10 protein-coding genes, 1 tRNA gene and 2 rRNA genes (2 of these 13 running past the window's edge) are annotated in these 17,500 nt (G+C 40.6%); 6 read left to right on the plus strand and 7 right to left on the minus strand.

Going from position 1 to position 17,500, the window contains the following annotated elements; genetic code table 11:
- The 3 genes from N6B01_RS12415 to N6B01_RS12425 all read left to right on the plus strand — a co-directional run.
- Positions 1 to 677, plus strand: partial view of an HlyD family secretion protein gene (locus N6B01_RS12415; protein WP_262079032.1) — the 3' portion only. The gene continues 382 nt to the left of window position 1, outside the view; 677 of the gene's 1,059 nt are visible here — the last part of the coding sequence; its start codon lies off the left edge, out of view; its stop codon occupies positions 675 to 677.
- 67 nt (positions 678 to 744) lie between these two features.
- Positions 745 to 2,313: a DHA2 family efflux MFS transporter permease subunit gene (locus tag N6B01_RS12420; RefSeq protein ID WP_262079034.1), complete on the plus strand. Its 1,569-nt coding sequence runs from the start codon at positions 745 to 747 to the stop codon at positions 2,311 to 2,313.
- A 239-nt stretch (positions 2,314 to 2,552) separates the two neighbouring features.
- Positions 2,553 to 4,124, plus strand: coding sequence for a DHA2 family efflux MFS transporter permease subunit (locus N6B01_RS12425; protein WP_262079036.1), 1,572 nt, complete (start codon positions 2,553 to 2,555; stop codon positions 4,122 to 4,124).
- 388 nt (positions 4,125 to 4,512) lie between these two features.
- Here the strand turns inward: N6B01_RS12425 and N6B01_RS12430 are convergent, their stop codons facing one another.
- Positions 4,513 to 5,445: a LysR family transcriptional regulator gene (locus tag N6B01_RS12430; RefSeq protein WP_262079038.1), complete on the minus strand. Its 933-nt coding sequence runs from the start codon at positions 5,443 to 5,445 to the stop codon at positions 4,513 to 4,515.
- A gap of 957 nt (positions 5,446 to 6,402) precedes the next feature.
- On the opposite strand from N6B01_RS12430, the gene N6B01_RS12435 reads away from it, so the two are divergent.
- The gene (locus tag N6B01_RS12435) at positions 6,403 to 7,746 is read left to right on the plus strand and encodes a D-serine ammonia-lyase (RefSeq protein ID WP_262079040.1); all 1,344 of its coding nucleotides are present in this window, start codon (positions 6,403 to 6,405) and stop codon (positions 7,744 to 7,746) included.
- Positions 7,747 to 7,838: 92 nt separating this feature from the next.
- Here N6B01_RS12435 and N6B01_RS12440 read toward each other — a convergent pair whose 3' ends face one another.
- Positions 7,839 to 8,390: a hypothetical protein gene (locus N6B01_RS12440; RefSeq protein WP_262079041.1), complete on the minus strand. Its 552-nt coding sequence runs from the start codon at positions 8,388 to 8,390 to the stop codon at positions 7,839 to 7,841.
- A 776-nt stretch (positions 8,391 to 9,166) separates the two neighbouring features.
- Positions 9,167 to 10,204, minus strand: a complete 1,038-nt coding sequence (locus N6B01_RS12445) for an RluA family pseudouridine synthase (protein ID WP_262079042.1) — start codon at positions 10,202 to 10,204, stop codon at positions 9,167 to 9,169.
- Between the two features lie 584 nt (positions 10,205 to 10,788).
- Here N6B01_RS12445 and N6B01_RS12450 point away from each other — a divergent pair.
- Both N6B01_RS12450 and N6B01_RS12455 read left to right on the plus strand, forming a co-directional pair.
- Positions 10,789 to 12,219 (plus strand): SLC13 family permease, encoded by a 1,431-nt coding sequence (locus tag N6B01_RS12450; protein ID WP_262079043.1) that lies wholly within the window; start codon positions 10,789 to 10,791, stop codon positions 12,217 to 12,219.
- 88 nt (positions 12,220 to 12,307) lie between these two features.
- Positions 12,308 to 12,997 carry an RraA family protein gene (locus tag N6B01_RS12455; protein ID WP_182418258.1) on the plus strand — a complete coding sequence of 230 codons (690 nt, stop codon included), beginning with the start codon at positions 12,308 to 12,310 and terminating at the stop codon, positions 12,995 to 12,997.
- A 350-nt stretch (positions 12,998 to 13,347) separates the two neighbouring features.
- Here N6B01_RS12455 and N6B01_RS12460 read toward each other — a convergent pair whose 3' ends face one another.
- From N6B01_RS12460 to N6B01_RS12475, 4 genes are all read right to left on the minus strand, one after another.
- Complete coding sequence (locus tag N6B01_RS12460; RefSeq protein ID WP_262079044.1) at positions 13,348 to 14,562, minus strand: trypsin-like peptidase domain-containing protein; 1,215 nt, start codon at positions 14,560 to 14,562, stop codon at positions 13,348 to 13,350.
- 507 nt (positions 14,563 to 15,069) lie between these two features.
- Positions 15,070 to 15,146, minus strand: a tRNA-Met gene (locus N6B01_RS12465).
- A 150-nt stretch (positions 15,147 to 15,296) separates the two neighbouring features.
- Positions 15,297 to 15,411: ribosomal RNA gene (rrf, locus tag N6B01_RS12470) — 5S ribosomal RNA — on the minus strand.
- 74 nt (positions 15,412 to 15,485) lie between these two features.
- A 23S ribosomal RNA gene (locus N6B01_RS12475) occupies positions 15,486 to 17,500 on the minus strand (it continues 798 nt past the right edge of the window).

The raw sequence follows: 17,500 nt of genomic DNA on the forward strand, positions 1-17,500 counted from the left end.
ATGCTGCTATTGCAGTTAAAACCAATGCTGATTTAACATTAAACCGTGCCCAAACCCTACAGCAAAGCCAATCGGTATCACAATCCATGGTCGATGCTGCGCAATCTGCATTAGATCAAGCTGTTGCTAATGCTACACGTGCCAGCGCTCAAATTGCTGCTGCCAAGGCTAATATTGCTGTGCTGCAAGCGCAATATAACGAAGCAGAAAGTGCCACTCGATCATTACAAGTAGCGCGAGCGAAAGCTAAACGTGATTTGGACTTTACAATTATTCGCGCTCCAATCGATGGCATTATTGGCAACTTATCCAGCCAAAAGGGTAATCTTGTAGTCAATGGTCAACAGCTTGCCGCTTTAGTACCCAATAAAGCCTTATATATTGATGCCAATTATAAGGAAACGCAGATCGCTGAAATTTTTGGCGGCGAAACAGCCCGCATTACTATTGACGGCTTTGAAGGTGATGGCTTTGAAGGAAAGGTATTGTCACTCTCGCCGGCTTCTGGTGCGGTATTTTCTATTTTGCCTCCTCAAAATGCAACAGGTAACTTCACAAAGATTGTTCAGCGCATCCCTGTACGCATATCCATTCCCGATGAAGTTTTGAAAACTGGCCGTATTAGAGCTGGTATGAGTGTTCATGCAATAATTGATACGCGGACAAAACTAGATTGATGCATTGGTCGGCAAATAGGCAACAAAGTTGCGCCTTTTGATTGCTTTAAGGAAAATTGGTCTTAACATGAGTTCTGCATCCAGCGAACCAGCGGCAGCTGAAAAAATTGATATCCGCCAAGTCATTGGCTTTACAGCCATGGTATTTGGCATGTTTATGGCGCTTTTGGATATTCAAATCGTTTCTGCCTCGCTTGCTGAAATTCAAGCAGGCCTATCAGCAAGCAGCGATGAAATATCTTGGGTACAAACATCCTATCTCATTGCAGAAGTCATCATGATTCCGTTATCGGGCTTTTTAGGGCGCTTGATGTCAACTCGTATGCTCTTTACGATTTCGGCTATTGGCTTTACGCTTGCAAGTCTACTTTGTGCAACGGCAACCTCAATCCAAGAAATGATTGTCTATCGTGCCTTGCAGGGCTTTTTGGGCGGCGGTATGATTCCAAGTGTTTATGCCGCAGCTTTCACAATTTTTCCTCTTTCAAAAAACAGCATAGTATCACCACTCATTGGACTTGTAGCCACCTTTGCACCAACAATAGGACCAACAGTTGGTGGCTATATTTGCCATGCATTCTCGTGGCATTGGCTTTTTCTGGTTAATCTTATTCCAGGCATTATCGTTATTATAGTAGCTTGGCGCTTTATCAACTTTGACAAAGGCGATCCATCGCTTCTCAAAAAATTTGATTGGTCAGCTTTAATTTTCATGGCGGTGTTTTTAGGTGGTACTGAATATTACTTAGAAGAAGGTCCACGTAAAGACTGGTTAGAAAGTTCAACTATCAAAACCGTTATTGTAATTTCAACCATTGCCGGCGTGCTTTTCTTTTGGCGAACTTTTACGAGTAAAAATAGAATCATTGATTTTGATGCGTTTCATAATCGTAATTTTGCATTAGGATCGCTTTTTTCATTTGTAATGGGTATTGGTCTTTATGGATTAACTTATCTTTACCCCCTATATTTGAGTGAAATTCGTGGCCATGATACCTTGATGATCGGGCAAACCATGTTTGTATCCGGTCTTACAATGTTTTTGGCAGCGCCTCTTGCTGGCTATCTTTCAACGAAAATCGATCTACGTCTCATGATGCTCATCGGCTTTGGTGGATTTGCTCTTGGCACATGGATTGTAACTGGCCTCACCGCCGAATGGGATTTTTGGCAAATTTTTTGGCCACAAGTTTTACGCGGTACATCACTGATTTTCTGCATGGTGCCAATTAATAATATTGCGCTTGGCTCGCTACCACCGAATAAATTGAAAAACGCTTCTGGCATATTCAACCTTTTGCGCAATCTTGGCGGCGCGATGGGACTAGCCATTATCAATACCATTATTATTAAACGATCGGATTTTCACTTTCACCGCATTGCAGAAACTCTCAATGCCGGCAATGAACAAGCAATGCAATTTTTAGATCGATTGGCGGTTCGCCTTGGTACAATCGGCAATCCTTCCGACACTGCTGCTCTATCACAATTGAGTTTATTAGTACGCCAACAAGCAACCGTCATGGCGTTTATTGATGCCTTCTTCATTTTAACTATATTATTTATAGTGCTTACCACCCTTGTCTTATTTGTTAATAAAAACACCTCTACCAACCAACAACCAAATATCCATTAAAGCCCCAAAAACTTAACATGAAGATGTTAATTGAGGTAAAATATATGCCGTATAATAGCATGTATGAATGCTTGATTTTTTTAAATATTGCATTACCTGCATTATCTATTAAGAACAAAAAACAGACTTTCATGCAGAATAATGATATTTAATAGCCTATAGCAAAAGCGATGACCTCGAAGCGACCACACATCATCAGCTCTTGGAAAATGTTCTTGTTGGAATAGAGTGAAAATTTTATGAGCGCTGATGCCATTACAACCAATGATCATAGTGACAAGATAAACCCACGTCACGTTCTTGGGTTTATTGCCATGGTATTTGGCATGTTTATGGCGATTCTGGATATCCAAATTGTGTCGGCCTCTCTAGCTGAAATTCAAGCTGGACTATCTGCAAGCAGCGATGAAATATCTTGGGTACAGACGTCCTACCTTATTGCAGAAGTTATTATGATTCCCTTATCGGGGTTTTTAGGACGTTTATTATCAACTCGAACGCTTTTCACCCTTTCGGCCATTGGTTTCACCTTTGCAAGCTTGCTTTGCGCAACCGCCACTTCAATTGAGCAAATGATTGTTTACCGCGCTATTCAAGGTTTTCTTGGCGGCGGTATGATTCCCAGCGTTTTTGCCGCAGCATTTACCATTTTTCCTCCATCAAAGCGCAGCATTGTTTCTCCCCTTATCGGCCTTGTTGCAACCCTTGCACCTACGATAGGTCCTACTATTGGCGGTTACTTGAGTCATGCTTTCTCATGGCATTGGCTGTTTTTGATTAATTTTATTCCTGGAATTTTAGTCGCTTTTGCTGCATGGCGTTTCATCGATTTTGATAAAGGCGATTCCTCACTTTTTGCCAAATTTGACTGGTGGGGATTAATTTTTATGGCCATATTGCTTGGCGGCGCCGAATATGTGCTAGAAGAAGGACCACGCAATGACTGGATGGATGATACAACCGTTTGCATTTTAACTGTCATGGTTATGATAAGCGGTGTGCTATTTTTTTGGCGCGCATTTACCAGTCAAGAACCGATTGTCGATTTACGGGCTTTTAGCGATGTGAATTTTGCCCTTGGCTCACTTTTTTCATTTATTATGGGCATAGGTCTTTATGGGCTGACTTATTTATATCCACTCTATTTAGGACAAATCCGTGGTTATGATGCCCTTATGATCGGTGAAACCATGTTTGTATCTGGCCTTGCCATGTTTTTTGCAGCACCACTTGCTGGGATTCTTTCTGAAAAGATGGATCCACGCCTCATGATGGCCATTGGTTTTGCTGGCTTTGGTATTGGCACTTGGATGGTAACAGGTATGACAGCCGACTGGGATTTTTGGGAATTGTTTTGGCCGCAAATATTGCGTGGTGCCTCGATGATGCTATGCATGGTGCCAATCAATAATATCGCTCTTGGTACATTGCCGCCAAGCCGCATAAAAAATGCCGCCGCCTTGTTTAATCTTATGCGCAATTTAGGTGGTGCGATAGGCCTTGCCGTCATCAATACTGTAATCATGAGACGAAGCGATTTACACTTTGCCCGCATAGCCGAAACACTCCATTGGGGCAATGCACAAGCAATGGAGTTTTTAACCGGCCTTGCTGAGCGTTTAGGTACACCAGCAAATCCCTCCAATATTGGAGCTCTGGCGGAACTTAACCAACTCGTCCACCGCCAAGCAGCGGTTATGGCCTTTATCGATTCATTTTTTATTTTAACCTTACTTTTTGCAAGCCTAACCGTTCTTGTATTATTTGTTAAAAAACCATCAACTGGAAGAAGTGAAAATACAGGCCATTAATAAAGGAGATTATAAAGACCTACCTAGAGGTATATGGCAGATGATCTTTTAAACAGTGAGAAAGACTCTAATTTTTTTATAGCTTACTACTTGGGCGCAGCGAACAAAAAATGCCCAAAATGCCGGCTCTTTTGTTCTTACTATTGATGCTGAATGGGATATGGGTAAAACTTTTTTTTATGCCACTCTAAAGATTATTTAGAAGATAAAACCATCTTGTTATTTCAATTAATGTTTGGAAAGATGATGCATCCGATAAGCCTTTTAGTGCGGTTTTAACCGCCTTTGACTACGCATTGCATCTTTACTGCCCATATTTCGCTTACAAAACAGCTACTCTGCCAAAGTGACAAAGCTGACTATATTGAACCAATTTAAAACAAAAATACTAAGCTAAATGGGATACCATTCCTGGGATATGATCACTGTTTATTTGCCGTTGGCAAAACTGATAAAAAGCCTTAATTGCCTGAGTGTGTTGCGTACTTTTAAGGCTAAAAAGACCAATCTTCATTATAGGCACTTCATCGGCAATAGGAATATATTGAATTACCTTACCATCAAGTGCAATTTGTGAGCGTGGCGCAACATTAGCAATAGAATAGCCATAATCATTAGCAACCATCGTGCGTATAACATCTTGGTGCGGTGAGCGGATAGCAATATTGGGGGAAAGCCCCTGTTGATTGAATAGACTAAAGAAATATTCTCGACTGTGAGGCAAATCCAAAAGCAGCAAAGGCTCATCAGCAATTTCTTTTAATGATACAGAAACGCGATTGGCGAAGCTATGACCTTCAGCGATAATAAGATAGGGGGGCAAATCTGCAAGCGGTGTAAAATCAAAAAAATCAGGTACAAAACTATCATAGCTAAGCCCAACATCAATCGCTCCATCTTGAATACTTTTTAACAAAACATCATGATTCGCAACGCTTTGGTTGAGAGTTATTGCATCATATTGTTGGGTAAATGCCTTGGATAAGGCCGGCATAATCATCGGCGCAAGGGTCACCATGCAACCTACGGCAATTTGTCCGCGCAACTGGCTTGTTACATCATCCGTTACATTATAAAGTTTTTCAGTTTCATCAATGATTTTTTTCGCTTGAATAAGTGCCTTTTTACCTGCTGAAGTCAAAGCCAACCCTTGAGCATGACGTCGAATGAACAATTTTGCTTGCAACTCTTCCTCAAGATTGGCAATCGCAGTCGATATTGATGGCGAGGAAACCTTAACACGTTCAGACGCAAGACTAATGCTACCAGTTTCCGCAGTAGCTATAAAATATTCAACCTGTCTTAAAGTAATGCGCATCATTGCCTTTCCATCAAAATTATAATATTTTGTATATTTAAAAGTATTAATATAAAAAAATAAATGACGTATTTATGATAATTAAAATTTTTATTTGATTTAGTCGATTAACAAATTGTAACAAAATATAAAAAGATTTTTAAATTAGCATTTCAAAATTTTTACAAATAATACTTTGTCTTTTTTTAAAAAAAATTGCTCTAAAATGATCAACACATCATATATAAATGCACGTGTGTCGCAATGAAATTTTAAAAACAAACAAATATTCATGAAAACATATAATGCCATAATAATAAGGGCACCTGCAAAGTGCCTCAAGAATACAGCAGAGCATGGCGGGGGTGGCATAACTCTGCTGCATCTTGTTACCTCATCAGATAAAGCAGTTGCTTTATGAGGGGCAGATAAGATCAATCAGAAGACCTGCGGGGGGGGGGAATGGTCAAAAGCTGATTGATCTGCAAACAAGACTATTGATAATATTTATATTCGTCAATAATTAAAAACTAAATTAACATTTTTTTTAGTTAGTATTTACGAAAAACTGGTCTTTTTTTGATTTTTTGCCATAAATTGTCTTAAAATGATACAATTCATATTTAACATAAAAAAATACCTAACCCGTTAAATATAAAATTTAGATAATTATTATTTTACGTATAAATTAAATTATAAATATAAGAATTAATATTAATATACTATATATTCTATCTTATAATTGATATTTTTAATATATAAATATATTATATTTTATTATTATCACTGAAATAGAAAATTATTTTGATTTTTATCAAATTATTTAGTTAAGTGATATTTTTCTAAACAATGCCATATTTTCCTCATAAATTACATTATAATTGCTGCCGCAACTACGTTTAATTTAAACGAATTAACGTTTTCTTTTTATGAATCACCTTAGTATCAGCCATATATTAAATTTCATAAACGGGGGCGAAGATGGTAATCTTAGCAAAAAACACTGATCAATGGTGCAAAGAATATCCCTTACTAAGAGACATGATTGCCTTACGCCCAACCAGTTGGTTTAATCCGGCATCGTCTACCATTAATGAAGCTCTCAGGGATGTCGGACTGACAAGTGATGATATCAATGATGCAAGTGCACGATTACAACGTTTTGCTCCCTTTATTGCAAAAACTTTTCCAGAGACAATCACATCAAATGGCATAATAGAATCACCTATTTTGCGCCTTGAAAAAATGCAAAAGGCTTTAAATATGCAAAGCGAATTGCCGTTTTCAGGCAAATTATGGCTCAAGTCAGACAATGCCTTGCCCATATCAGGATCGGTCAAGGCGCGCGGTGGTATTTATGAGGTGTTAAAGCACGCTGAGGACCTTGTGCTTTCAGCTGGACATGTGAGTATAGATGATGATTATAGTCTTTTTGAAAGTTCGCGAATAAAAAATTTCTTGTCAAATCGAAAGATTGCAGTTGGTTCTACCGGCAATCTTGGTCTTTCTATTGGCATTATAGGGGCCAAACTAGGATTTCAAACCTATGTCCATATGTCAGCCGATGCCAAACAATGGAAAAAAGACAAGTTACGCGGCAATGGCGTACATGTTATAGAACACCAAGGCGATTATGGCAAAGCCGTCGAAGAAGGACGTCAACAGGCTTTAAATGATCCTAATTGTTATTTTATTGATGATGAAAACTCACACAATCTGTTTTTAGGTTATAGTGTTGCGGCGTTGCGTCTGGTTAAACAATTTGATGATCACGGTATCAAGGTTGATGCAAAGCATCCGCTTTTTGTTTATTTACCCTGTGGGGTAGGTGGTGGTCCTGGAGGTATTACTTTTGGCTTAAAGACCGTATTTGGCGATAATGTCCATTGTATTTTTGCAGAACCAACCCATTCACCTGCGATGTTTCTTGGCGTTTACACTGGGCTACATGATAAGATCAGCGTCCAAGATTTTGGCATTGACAATAAAACCGCAGCTGATGGACTTGCAGTTGGCAGACCATCTGCCTTTGTTGGCAAAGCCATGCAAAGACTGATTGATGGCTATTATACAGTGGAGGATAAAACCCTCTTTAACTATTTAGCCAAAATCTATAACTGTGAAAACATCAAATTGGAGCCATCAGCGACTGCAGGCTTTGCAGGCTTTTCTTTCGTGCTCCAAAATCGCGAATATTTAAAACGCCAAAATATAAATAGCCAAGACATACAAAATGCCACGCATCTTGTATGGGCGACAGGCGGTTCTATGGTGCCGAATGACGAATTTTTGAGCTATTTAAACCATGCAGATGGAATTTTTTAAAAATATCACGCCATCGTGCCATTATGTTACACGAAGACTTAAAAAGCTTTGCCGTAAAAACTTAAATTACAGCAAAGCCATAAAAACTAACGTCAATTATTATTTAACTCGGGAGATGGCATATCATTAGCCGGAATTGGCAGACGTGCAACCACATTTCCTTGCTTATAATTATAAATAACCAATTCTGTGCCGCCGGATGGTGCTAAAGTTTCAAGCGAAATAAGATCACCAGATAGGCTGTGAGATAGGATGCGAGTACCGACAGGCAAATCAATTTCACGGTTAATGGTTGCAGGCAGCGTTACTGGCTGATTATTCTCAACAGTATTTTGTCCTACTACCGCTTGACCAGCTGTATCATTCAAAGGCACAACACTCAAATCATTAGGTACTGCAGGCTGATTTACCTGTGTTGTTGGTGCATTGTCCGGTGTACGAGTTGCTTTATAAATAACCGCAATGAACACTGCAATAACCAATAAAAGAGTAATGGTTACTGATACAATCATCAAGCGCATCAACTTGCGCCGCACTCGCTCTACGGCTGGATCAAGGCGGTTTGGATCAGGAGCTTCCTCATAATGGTTCTGTTCATAAGTGTAATCACCGTCGTCATAACCATGATTGTGATTATTTTGCATTTCGGATCTTCTCCATTCAGCCTTATACTGCCACCGGTTTTCCGGAATTGAATTTTGTGAGCCATTTACTAAAATTAAAACAAAGTCAATGGGTTGTAATAGTAGATAATGGCGTTTATGATTTTTTCTAGCCTTTACATTACCTAAACTTTTTAAAAGCTTTATTAATGAAAGAAATTTGTAATATTTTAAAGTGATTTCGCTGTCGATAACCACAACAAACAGCTCAAGGTCATTTTTAAAAAGCGCAACACTTCACAACCTGAATAGTGACTTTTTGGCTATATAAAATCAAAATAATGGCCTACTATCCTTTATGCTGATTATCGCCATCATATTGAATAAGATAAATCCAATTTATTTGAAGATCTCTATCAATTATAATCACTAAAGCAAAAATTGGTATTGGCGATTTAACCTATCTTAACCGACTAATTTTGTTCTTTCAAAAATCCTATATTTTTATTTGATGCGGCATTTAAAATGTCTGCCCTTGTTAATTTTCCACATTTCTTGCAAAAGGCAAATGGCATTTTATCTAGTCTTTGCACAAGGCCAAAAATTTATTTGGCAGTTTCAACCAAGGATTCATCATCCATAAAGTTTACCAAAATTCATTTTAAAAGCCATCACGCAGTTTCAATGGCGCGATGACTCATGCATTTTCAGTAATTTATGTAAGGTCAAGAATAAGAACAATTAAATCATTAGACTTACTTGTTCTCGTTTTTGATATTTCATAATTGGTGTTATGATTAAATTTAATGGCTTTGCAATTAAATTACCTGCCATTTTTTCGGCGCAGCTGCTGCAACTTCAATTTTGCGTAATGCCCCTACTAATTCAAGCATATCTTGTGGCATTGGTGCTTCAAAATGCATAACCTCGCCAGTTTGCGGATGTTCAAAAGCCAATTGGCCAGCATGAAGGGCTTGGCGAGGAAAGGCTTGTACAACCGCCTTTACATCGTCATCTAAACGATTGGCTTTAGTTTTAACCGACGCACCATAATCATTGTCACCAAGCAGTGGATGACCAATATGCGCCATATGAACACGAATTTGGTGGGTTCGTCCGGTTTCTAGGCGGCATTCAATAAGGCTTGCCGATGCGCCAGCATCTTCGCGTGCACCAAATTTTTCAATTACATTAAAATGGGTTATGGCATGACGCGCGTCACTGCGGCTTTCATTTACCACTGCTTGGCGGGTTCTATCACGGGGTGAACGCCCAAGATAGGTGTCTACTGTGCCAGTATTACGAGCTGGTACATCCCAAACAATAGCACTATAAACCCGCTCTAAAGCACCTGTGCGACCATGATCAGCAAATTGTGCGCTTAGATGCTTATGGGCAAAATCATTTTTGGCAACCACCATCACACCGCTTGTATCCTTATCAAGACGATGGACAATACCCGGCCGCTTAACACCGCCAATGCCGGAAAGACTGTCGCCACAATGATAAACAAGAGCATTGACCATAGTACCTTGCCAATTACCATTGCCAGGATGAACAACCAAGCCTTGTGGTTTGTTGAGTACAATCAGATCATCATCTTCATAAAGAATATCGAGGGGGATATTTTCCCCTTGTGGTTCTGGATCAACAGGCTCTGGTAAAATAAGGGTAATTTCTTGAACGCCATTTAATTTGAACTTGGGTTCTAAAACCACCTTGCCATCAACAGAAACAGCCCCTTCTTGAATAAGACTTTGCAGACGGCTTCTAGAAAAATCTGCAGCTAATGCGGTGGCGAGCCATTGGTCTAATCTTTTGCTCGCTGTTTCCGCTTCGGTAAAAAGTTTTTGCATTATAATCCTTAAAAGATATATCCAAGCGCAATAGACGGCGGTGCTTTTCACCGATATTTGCAGTTTTAAATATTGTAAGCTACTGGTTCGCTTTGCGAGCTATATCAAATTTTGGCAATAATAGCCACTAAAGAGCGTGAGAGATCTGCAAAATAACAGGCAATTGCTTCATTTAAGAATCTCTTTATCGCATTCTATAACTTGGTTCAAATACTAAGTGCATTTAGCGTAAGACTTAACTTAAAGCTTTCCATCAAAAATTTATTTGAATTCTTTGATATCCAAAATATATATAACAATAATTATATCAATAACTTACATCAAAAATCAGTCAAAGAATAGACATTTTCTAGCTTTACTATTGTGATCAACAATATAATTCAAGATCGTGTTTAAATAAGGCGCGAAATATTTACTATTTCAGATATTAGTTATTAATGATATATTCTTTCTGCACAAAATAAAAGTTTTCAACATAAATCTTCAAACCAATACAATCTTTGCTACAATTTTAAATAATTTCTTTTCGTCGCCATGTTTTTGCCATACATTTAAATCGGGAGGACAAAAAATGGAGAACTCCTATGGCGGAGAAAAAAGCGAAAACACAGAAAGCCAGATTTATAGGTATCGGCATCGCCGCACTCGTTGTCCTTATCATCAGTTTTCTTCCTAATCCAGAAGGGTTAACACCTACTGGTCAACAAGCTTTAGCATTATTTGCAGGTATCATCGTTTTATGGGCATTGGAACCAGTGCCCCTAGCAATAAGCAGTCTCATTATGGCAGTAGTGGTCGTACTATTCCAAATGATGACTGTAAAAGATGCATTAAATAATTTCTCGACACCTTCAATTTTTTTAATCGTAGCAGCATTATTAATGGCACCTGCAATGTCAAAGTCTGGCTTTGCAGAGCGCCTGATTTATTGGCTGCTGTCAAAAATTGGTTGTACCTCAATTCGCATCACGCTAGGTATTACCCTTGCTAACATTCTTTTAGCATTTTTAATCCCATCAACAGCAGCAAGAACTGCTGCCTTATTGCCAATCTGCATAGCAATCATTGAAATTTATAGAAAGAACAGCCAGCAGGAAGGTCGCAGTAAATTTGCGGTTAGCCTTCTTTTAACGCTTGCCTTTACCAATTCAATTATTAGCGCTGGTATTCTTACTGCAACAGTCCCCAACCCCGTCACTGCTGACTTTATCGCCAAAGCAACTGGCCATACTATTTCCTATGTTGAATGGCTAATGTATGGTTTTCCCCCAGCATTTATCATGACATTTTTTGCATGGTGGTTCATCAAAACTGTATTTAAAGCAGAGCTAAATGAAATTCCTGGAGGCAAAGAGCATATCCTTGAAAAATATACTAGCCTTGGAAAAATGACGGTAGATGAATGGAAAACAAGTATGATTTTCCTCTTGGTTGTCGTCCTATGGCTCACTGGTAGCTTAACCGGAATTAACACAACAATCGCAGCCTTGTTGGGTGTTTGCTTGATGTTCTTATTGGGCGTTGTCAATTGGGCTGATGCTTCAAAGTCATCAGCATTCCAATTTATGCTTATCATGGGCGGCGGTTTTATCGTTGCTGATCTTTTGATCTCAACTGGTGCAGCAAATTGGCTTGCAACAACATTATTTAGCACCCTTAATGTCAGTACTATTTCAGTGCTCAGTCTGCTTATTATTGTTATCTTTATTGTCCAATTTTTGCATATTCCCTTCATGGGCACCACTAAGATGACAACAATGTTGATTCCTATCGTTATTAGCGTTGCGCAAGCTGCTAATATTGACCCTATAATTCTCGCAATGCCAGCAGGTATGATTATCGGCGGTTTCCCTCTATTTTTATTCTACAATACGATCTCAAGCTTGCTTGTTTTTGGTACAGGAGAATTAAAAATGAGCGATTTCCCTAAAGTCGGTATACCAATCTGTACCGTAGCCGTCATCGTTTATAGCCTATGTGCAGTTACTTATTGGCGTTGGCTTGGTCTATTTTAATTTCTGGTGCGCAGATGTTTAAGAATGCTCTAAACGTTTACACCAACAATCATTTGCTGCTTGCAGTTCAAAAAGAAAGATATTTAAAATGACAAATGTAGGATTTCGAGTTTTTACAAAGATTAATCGCCCTGCAGCTGAACTCATTGAAGGCTTTCGTGGTATTCCTGTTGCCAATGTCGCTGACATAATGAATCGAAGCTGTGTGCTTGATGCACGTATACAAAAAATTAGCACCCCCGATCTACTAGGCTGCGCTTTTACTGTAAAAGTAAGACCAGGCGATAATTTAATGCTCCACAAAGCGTTACATATGGCACAGCCCGGTGATATCATTGTTGTCGATGCTCATGGTGATATTACCAATTCAATCACTGGCGAACTCATGATGCGGACAGCTCTCACTAAAAAATTGGGTGGCGTTATCATTGATGGCGCTATTCGCGATGTTGCTACTCTATCTCAATTGGATATGCCTATCTATGCAGCAGGCGTTACGGCTGCTGGCCCTTATAAAGATGGGCCGGGCGAAATTGGCACGCCAATCAGCGTAGGTAGCGTGGTTGTCCATCCCGGCGACATTATTATTGGTGATGATGACGGCATTGTTGTTGTTTCCCCCAAAGAGGCACCAGAGCTGATTGAAAAGGCACGTAAAAAACATGCTGATGAAGAAGCTATTATCAAAGCAATCGAAGAGAATACACGGGATTATTCTTGGATTGACCGTGAGCTTGAAAAGAAAGGCTGTGAAATCATTGACGACTATTATAGGTGAGTAATTTAAAAGGTCATAAAAACCTATAATTATGCAATCAATACATCATGTGGTCAGGTATGTTTTTCAGCAATATGCCTGACCATATTTTTTAAGGGGCTTGCCTAGCTAAGTGCCAATTAATTGTCGTAAAGCTATGATATAATTTTTAGAATAAGTAAACACTAATACCTAAGACCATAATTTACCTAATAATTTTTAAGTGATCGAACCACCATCTAGGTGCGCCGGTATTTCAATGAATTCACATTATTTCAAGAATAATATTAGCGCTTTGATATGGGATAACTTAAACGTTAAACTGATAGCCTCAAAATCATGCTCAAATCATAACCTTAGGTGCCAACCTCCTATTTTATACCCAATTCGACATTTTTCATCGCTTGTGGCTGTCCAAGACTGTTTTTTAGCCAACACTCTTTCTTTTTCGGCAGATATGAAAAAGCCTTACATTGATTATCACCAATGCATGCCAAAAAGCATTCCAAATAATTAGATCTTTGTTTGCGTGCATAGTCTCCGCCTGGAATATCAAAACCGCTATAAGCAGTAAAACTGCTTAGAAAGACATCTTTTGCCTTATAGGACTTATAAGACGCGGCAGCATCATTATTCTTAATAAGCGCAACGACATCTGTTTTTAACATGCAAGAACGGAAACGCTTATGCCAAGTAATCGCTGCGCAGCGTGTTGTCTGCTCACATATAGAGGTACATTGATCATAGCTCACATTGCGTGCAATATCGTAATCAAAACCGATAGCATCATAATTGTTTTGGTGAATCAGAAAGGATTGATTGGACGACGGATTAAAGGCTGGCGCGGCAGTTTGATTTGTAGCCTGAACAACCGGCTTTGGCGTTGTATAACACAAAATTTTAAAAACCGAAGGCGAAGTTGCCTCGGCAATATCAGCAGTTGAGAGATCACTATTTTCTATTTTTCCGTCCAAATCATAAGGTGCAGTAATACCTTGCGCCTGCAAAAATAAATCTGCAACCATAATGCGGATCGCAAAATTTACATTTTGAGCCGTAAACCCAATTTGATCAGAAAATTTCTTTGACAGTGCTGATGTCGTGATACCAACAACATAACCGCTTCTATCAACAATTGGTCCACCAGAATTTCCAGGTTGAATGGGAGTAGATATTTGTAAAAATCGGGTATCATTTCCTAGCCCCGAAAGGGAACTTACATTTCCCGTCGTCATTTTAATTGAATCTGATAATACTTGGTCAAGCGGATAACCAAGTGCTATTATATCTTCTCCAAGACGTGTAATATTTCGGCGAAAAGCAAGGGGCTTAAGGGCAAGGTCTGTATCGACCTTAATCAAAGCCAAGTCATTTGTGCCATCCTTGCGAATATCGATAGCTTTGCCCAGACTAACTACCTCGATACGTTCACATCCCTCTACCACATGAGCATTCGTCAAGACCCATCCATCATTGCTAACCGCAAAACCCGTTCCAGATGAGGAGGCCTCGTCGGGGAAAGCAGGCTCCAAAAAACCAATAGATCCCAATATTATAACAAATATACGTAAAACCAAACCATACATCTGCACACCCCTCACCCCATTAACAAAAACTAGCAAAAAACTTTTGAGCGAAACGAATTAATATTCCAAAACGCCTTGCTTAATAAGAAAGGTTAAGAAATCAATCTGACTTGGATTTTCAACGCTAGATAAACAAACTCAATAAAACCCTTTTGCCAAATGTAATGGTAAATGAAACAATATTTTTAGCAAGCAAAACAAACTTAATTAAATGGATAGCGTCAAATACTCATACTAAACGCTAACATTCGCGTCATGCACACAGCTATGCCGCCATTTACCACTCTTATTATTTAACCTAGCTTTTTTTGATTAACCTTTCTGACTTTTACAATCATTATCCGTTGCGTTTGCAAACGCTTTAAGAAATCACTATTGATCACGCGATTAGATTACGGAGTAATTTAGCTATTGCAAATTTTAAGCCTCACAATCGCCAAGAGCCCCCTTTGTCGGTTATTGTATATGTCTAATCAATGTGTCTATTATTTTGCTGATGGGTAATATTGGTTGCGGGGGCAGGATTTGAACCTACGACCTTCAGGTTATGAGCCTGACGAGCTACCGGGCTGCTCCACCCCGCGTCACCTATAGTCTTTGCTAGAAGTATTATTGATAATCGAGCAAAGTCATTATCTGATTGATGTATTTGCGTTGTTATTTAAGCATGATCAGATAGATTAATAAGGGTGTTTTGATGGTGAAGAGATAGTATTCAATCATGCATTTTGCAGACCTGGCAGCGACCTACTCTCCCGTGTCTTAAGACAAAGTACCATTGGCGCTGGAGCGTTTCACGGCCGAGTTCGGAATGGGATCGGGTGCAGCCGCTCCGCCATAACCACCAGGTCGGCGAAAGGCATGAACGAATTGAAGCTGGTTTTGATTTTCTGCTTTTTATTAACTGGATATAGGTAATGGGAACGATCAAGCCGATTGAACGATTAGTATCAGTAAGCTTCATGTGTTACCACACTTCCACACCTGACCTATCAACGTGGTCGTCTTCCACGGTTCTCATGGGAATACTCGTTTTTAGGTGGGTTTCCCGCTTAGATGCCTTCAGCGGTTATCCCTTCCGTATATAGCTACCCTGCTATGCGGCTGGCGCCACAACAGGTCCACCAGAGATACGTCCATCCCGGTCCTCTCGTACTAGGGACAGATCCTATCAATATTCCTACACCCACGGCAGATAGGGACCGAACTGTCTCACGACGTTCTGAACCCAACTCACGTACCGCTTTAAATGGCGAACAGCCATACCCTTGGGACCTGCTCCAGCCCCAGGATGCGATGAGTCGACATCGAGGTGCCAAACAACCCCGTCGATATGGACTCTTGGGGGTCATCAGCCTGTTATCCCCGGCGTACCTTTTATCCGTTGAGCGATGGCCCTTCCACACGGGACCACCGGATCACTATGACCGTCTTTCGACTCTGCTCGACTTGTCAGTCTTACAGTCAGGCAGGCTTATGCCATTGCACTCAGCGAACGATTTCCGACCGTTCTGAGCCCACCATCGCGCGCCTCCGTTACTCTTTAGGAGGCGACCGCCCCAGTCAAACTACCCACCATACACGGTCCTGGTTCCGGATAACGGAACGCAGTTAGACATCCATGTAGATAAGGGTGGTATTTCAAGGAAGACTCCACAATGGCTGGCGCCACTGCTTCAAAGTCTACCACCTATCCTACACATGTCGACACGAATGCCAGTGTAAAGCTATAGTAAAGGTGCACGGGGTCTTTCCGTCTAACCGCAGGAACCCCGCATCTTCACGGGGAATTCAATTTCACTGAGTCTATGTTGGAGACAGCGGGGAAGTCGTTACGCCATTCGTGCAGGTCGGAACTTACCCGACAAGGAATTTCGCTACCTTAGGACCGTTATAGTTACGGCCGCCGTTTACTGGGGCTTCAATTCAATGCTTGCACATCTCCTCTTAACCTTCCAGCACCGGGCAGGCGTCAGACCCTATACGTCGTCTTGCGACTTCGCAGAGCCCTGTGTTTTTGGTAAACAGTCGCTACCCCCTGGTCTGTGCCACCCCCTAACGGTTGCCCGCTAAAGGGTCACGCTTCTTCCGAAGTTACGCGTGCAATTTGCCGAGTTCCTTCAACATAGTTCTCTCAAGCGCCTTGGTATTCTCTACCGGTCCACCTGTGTCGGTTTCGGGTACGGTCTATAATGTGGGAGCTATTTCCTGGAACTGCTTCACTGCATCATCAATCCAATAAGATGATACAATTTACGCAATCCGTCACTTCCCACAGGCCCACGAATATTAACGTGGTTCCCATCGACTACGCCTTTCGGCCTCGTCTTAGGGGCCGGCTCACCCTGCTCAGATTAACTTTAAGCAGGAACCCTTGGACTTTCGGCGAGGGAGTCTCTCACTCCCTTTATCGTTACTCATGTCAGCATTCTCACTTCCAATACCTCCAGGATCCCTCACGGGTATCCCTTCACAGGCTTATGGAACGCTCCGCTACCACTTACACTTACGTGTAAATCCACATCTTCGGTGTATGGCTTTAGCCCCGTTACATTTTCGGCGCAAAGACCCTTATTTAGACCAGTGAGCTGTTACGCTTTCTTTAAATGATGGCTGCTTCTAAGCCAACATCCTGGTTGTTTTGGGATCCTCACATCCTTTCCCACTTAGCCATAACTTGGGGACCTTAGATGGTGGTCAGGGTTGTTTCCCTCTCCACGACGGACGTTAGCACCCGCCGTGTGTCTGCTAGTCAGTTCTTCCAGGTATTCGGAGTTTGGTTAGGTTTGGTAATCCGGTGAGGACCCCTAGCCCATCCAGTGCTCTACCCCCTGGAGAATACAACTAACGCTCTACCTAAATAGATTTCGCGGAGAACCAGCTATTTCCGAGTTTGATTGGCCTTTCACCCCTAGCCACAAGTCATCCCGATCTATTG

The organism is Bartonella sp. HY406 (assembly GCF_025449315.1).
Classification (GTDB): Bacteria; Pseudomonadota; Alphaproteobacteria; order Rhizobiales; family Rhizobiaceae; genus HY038.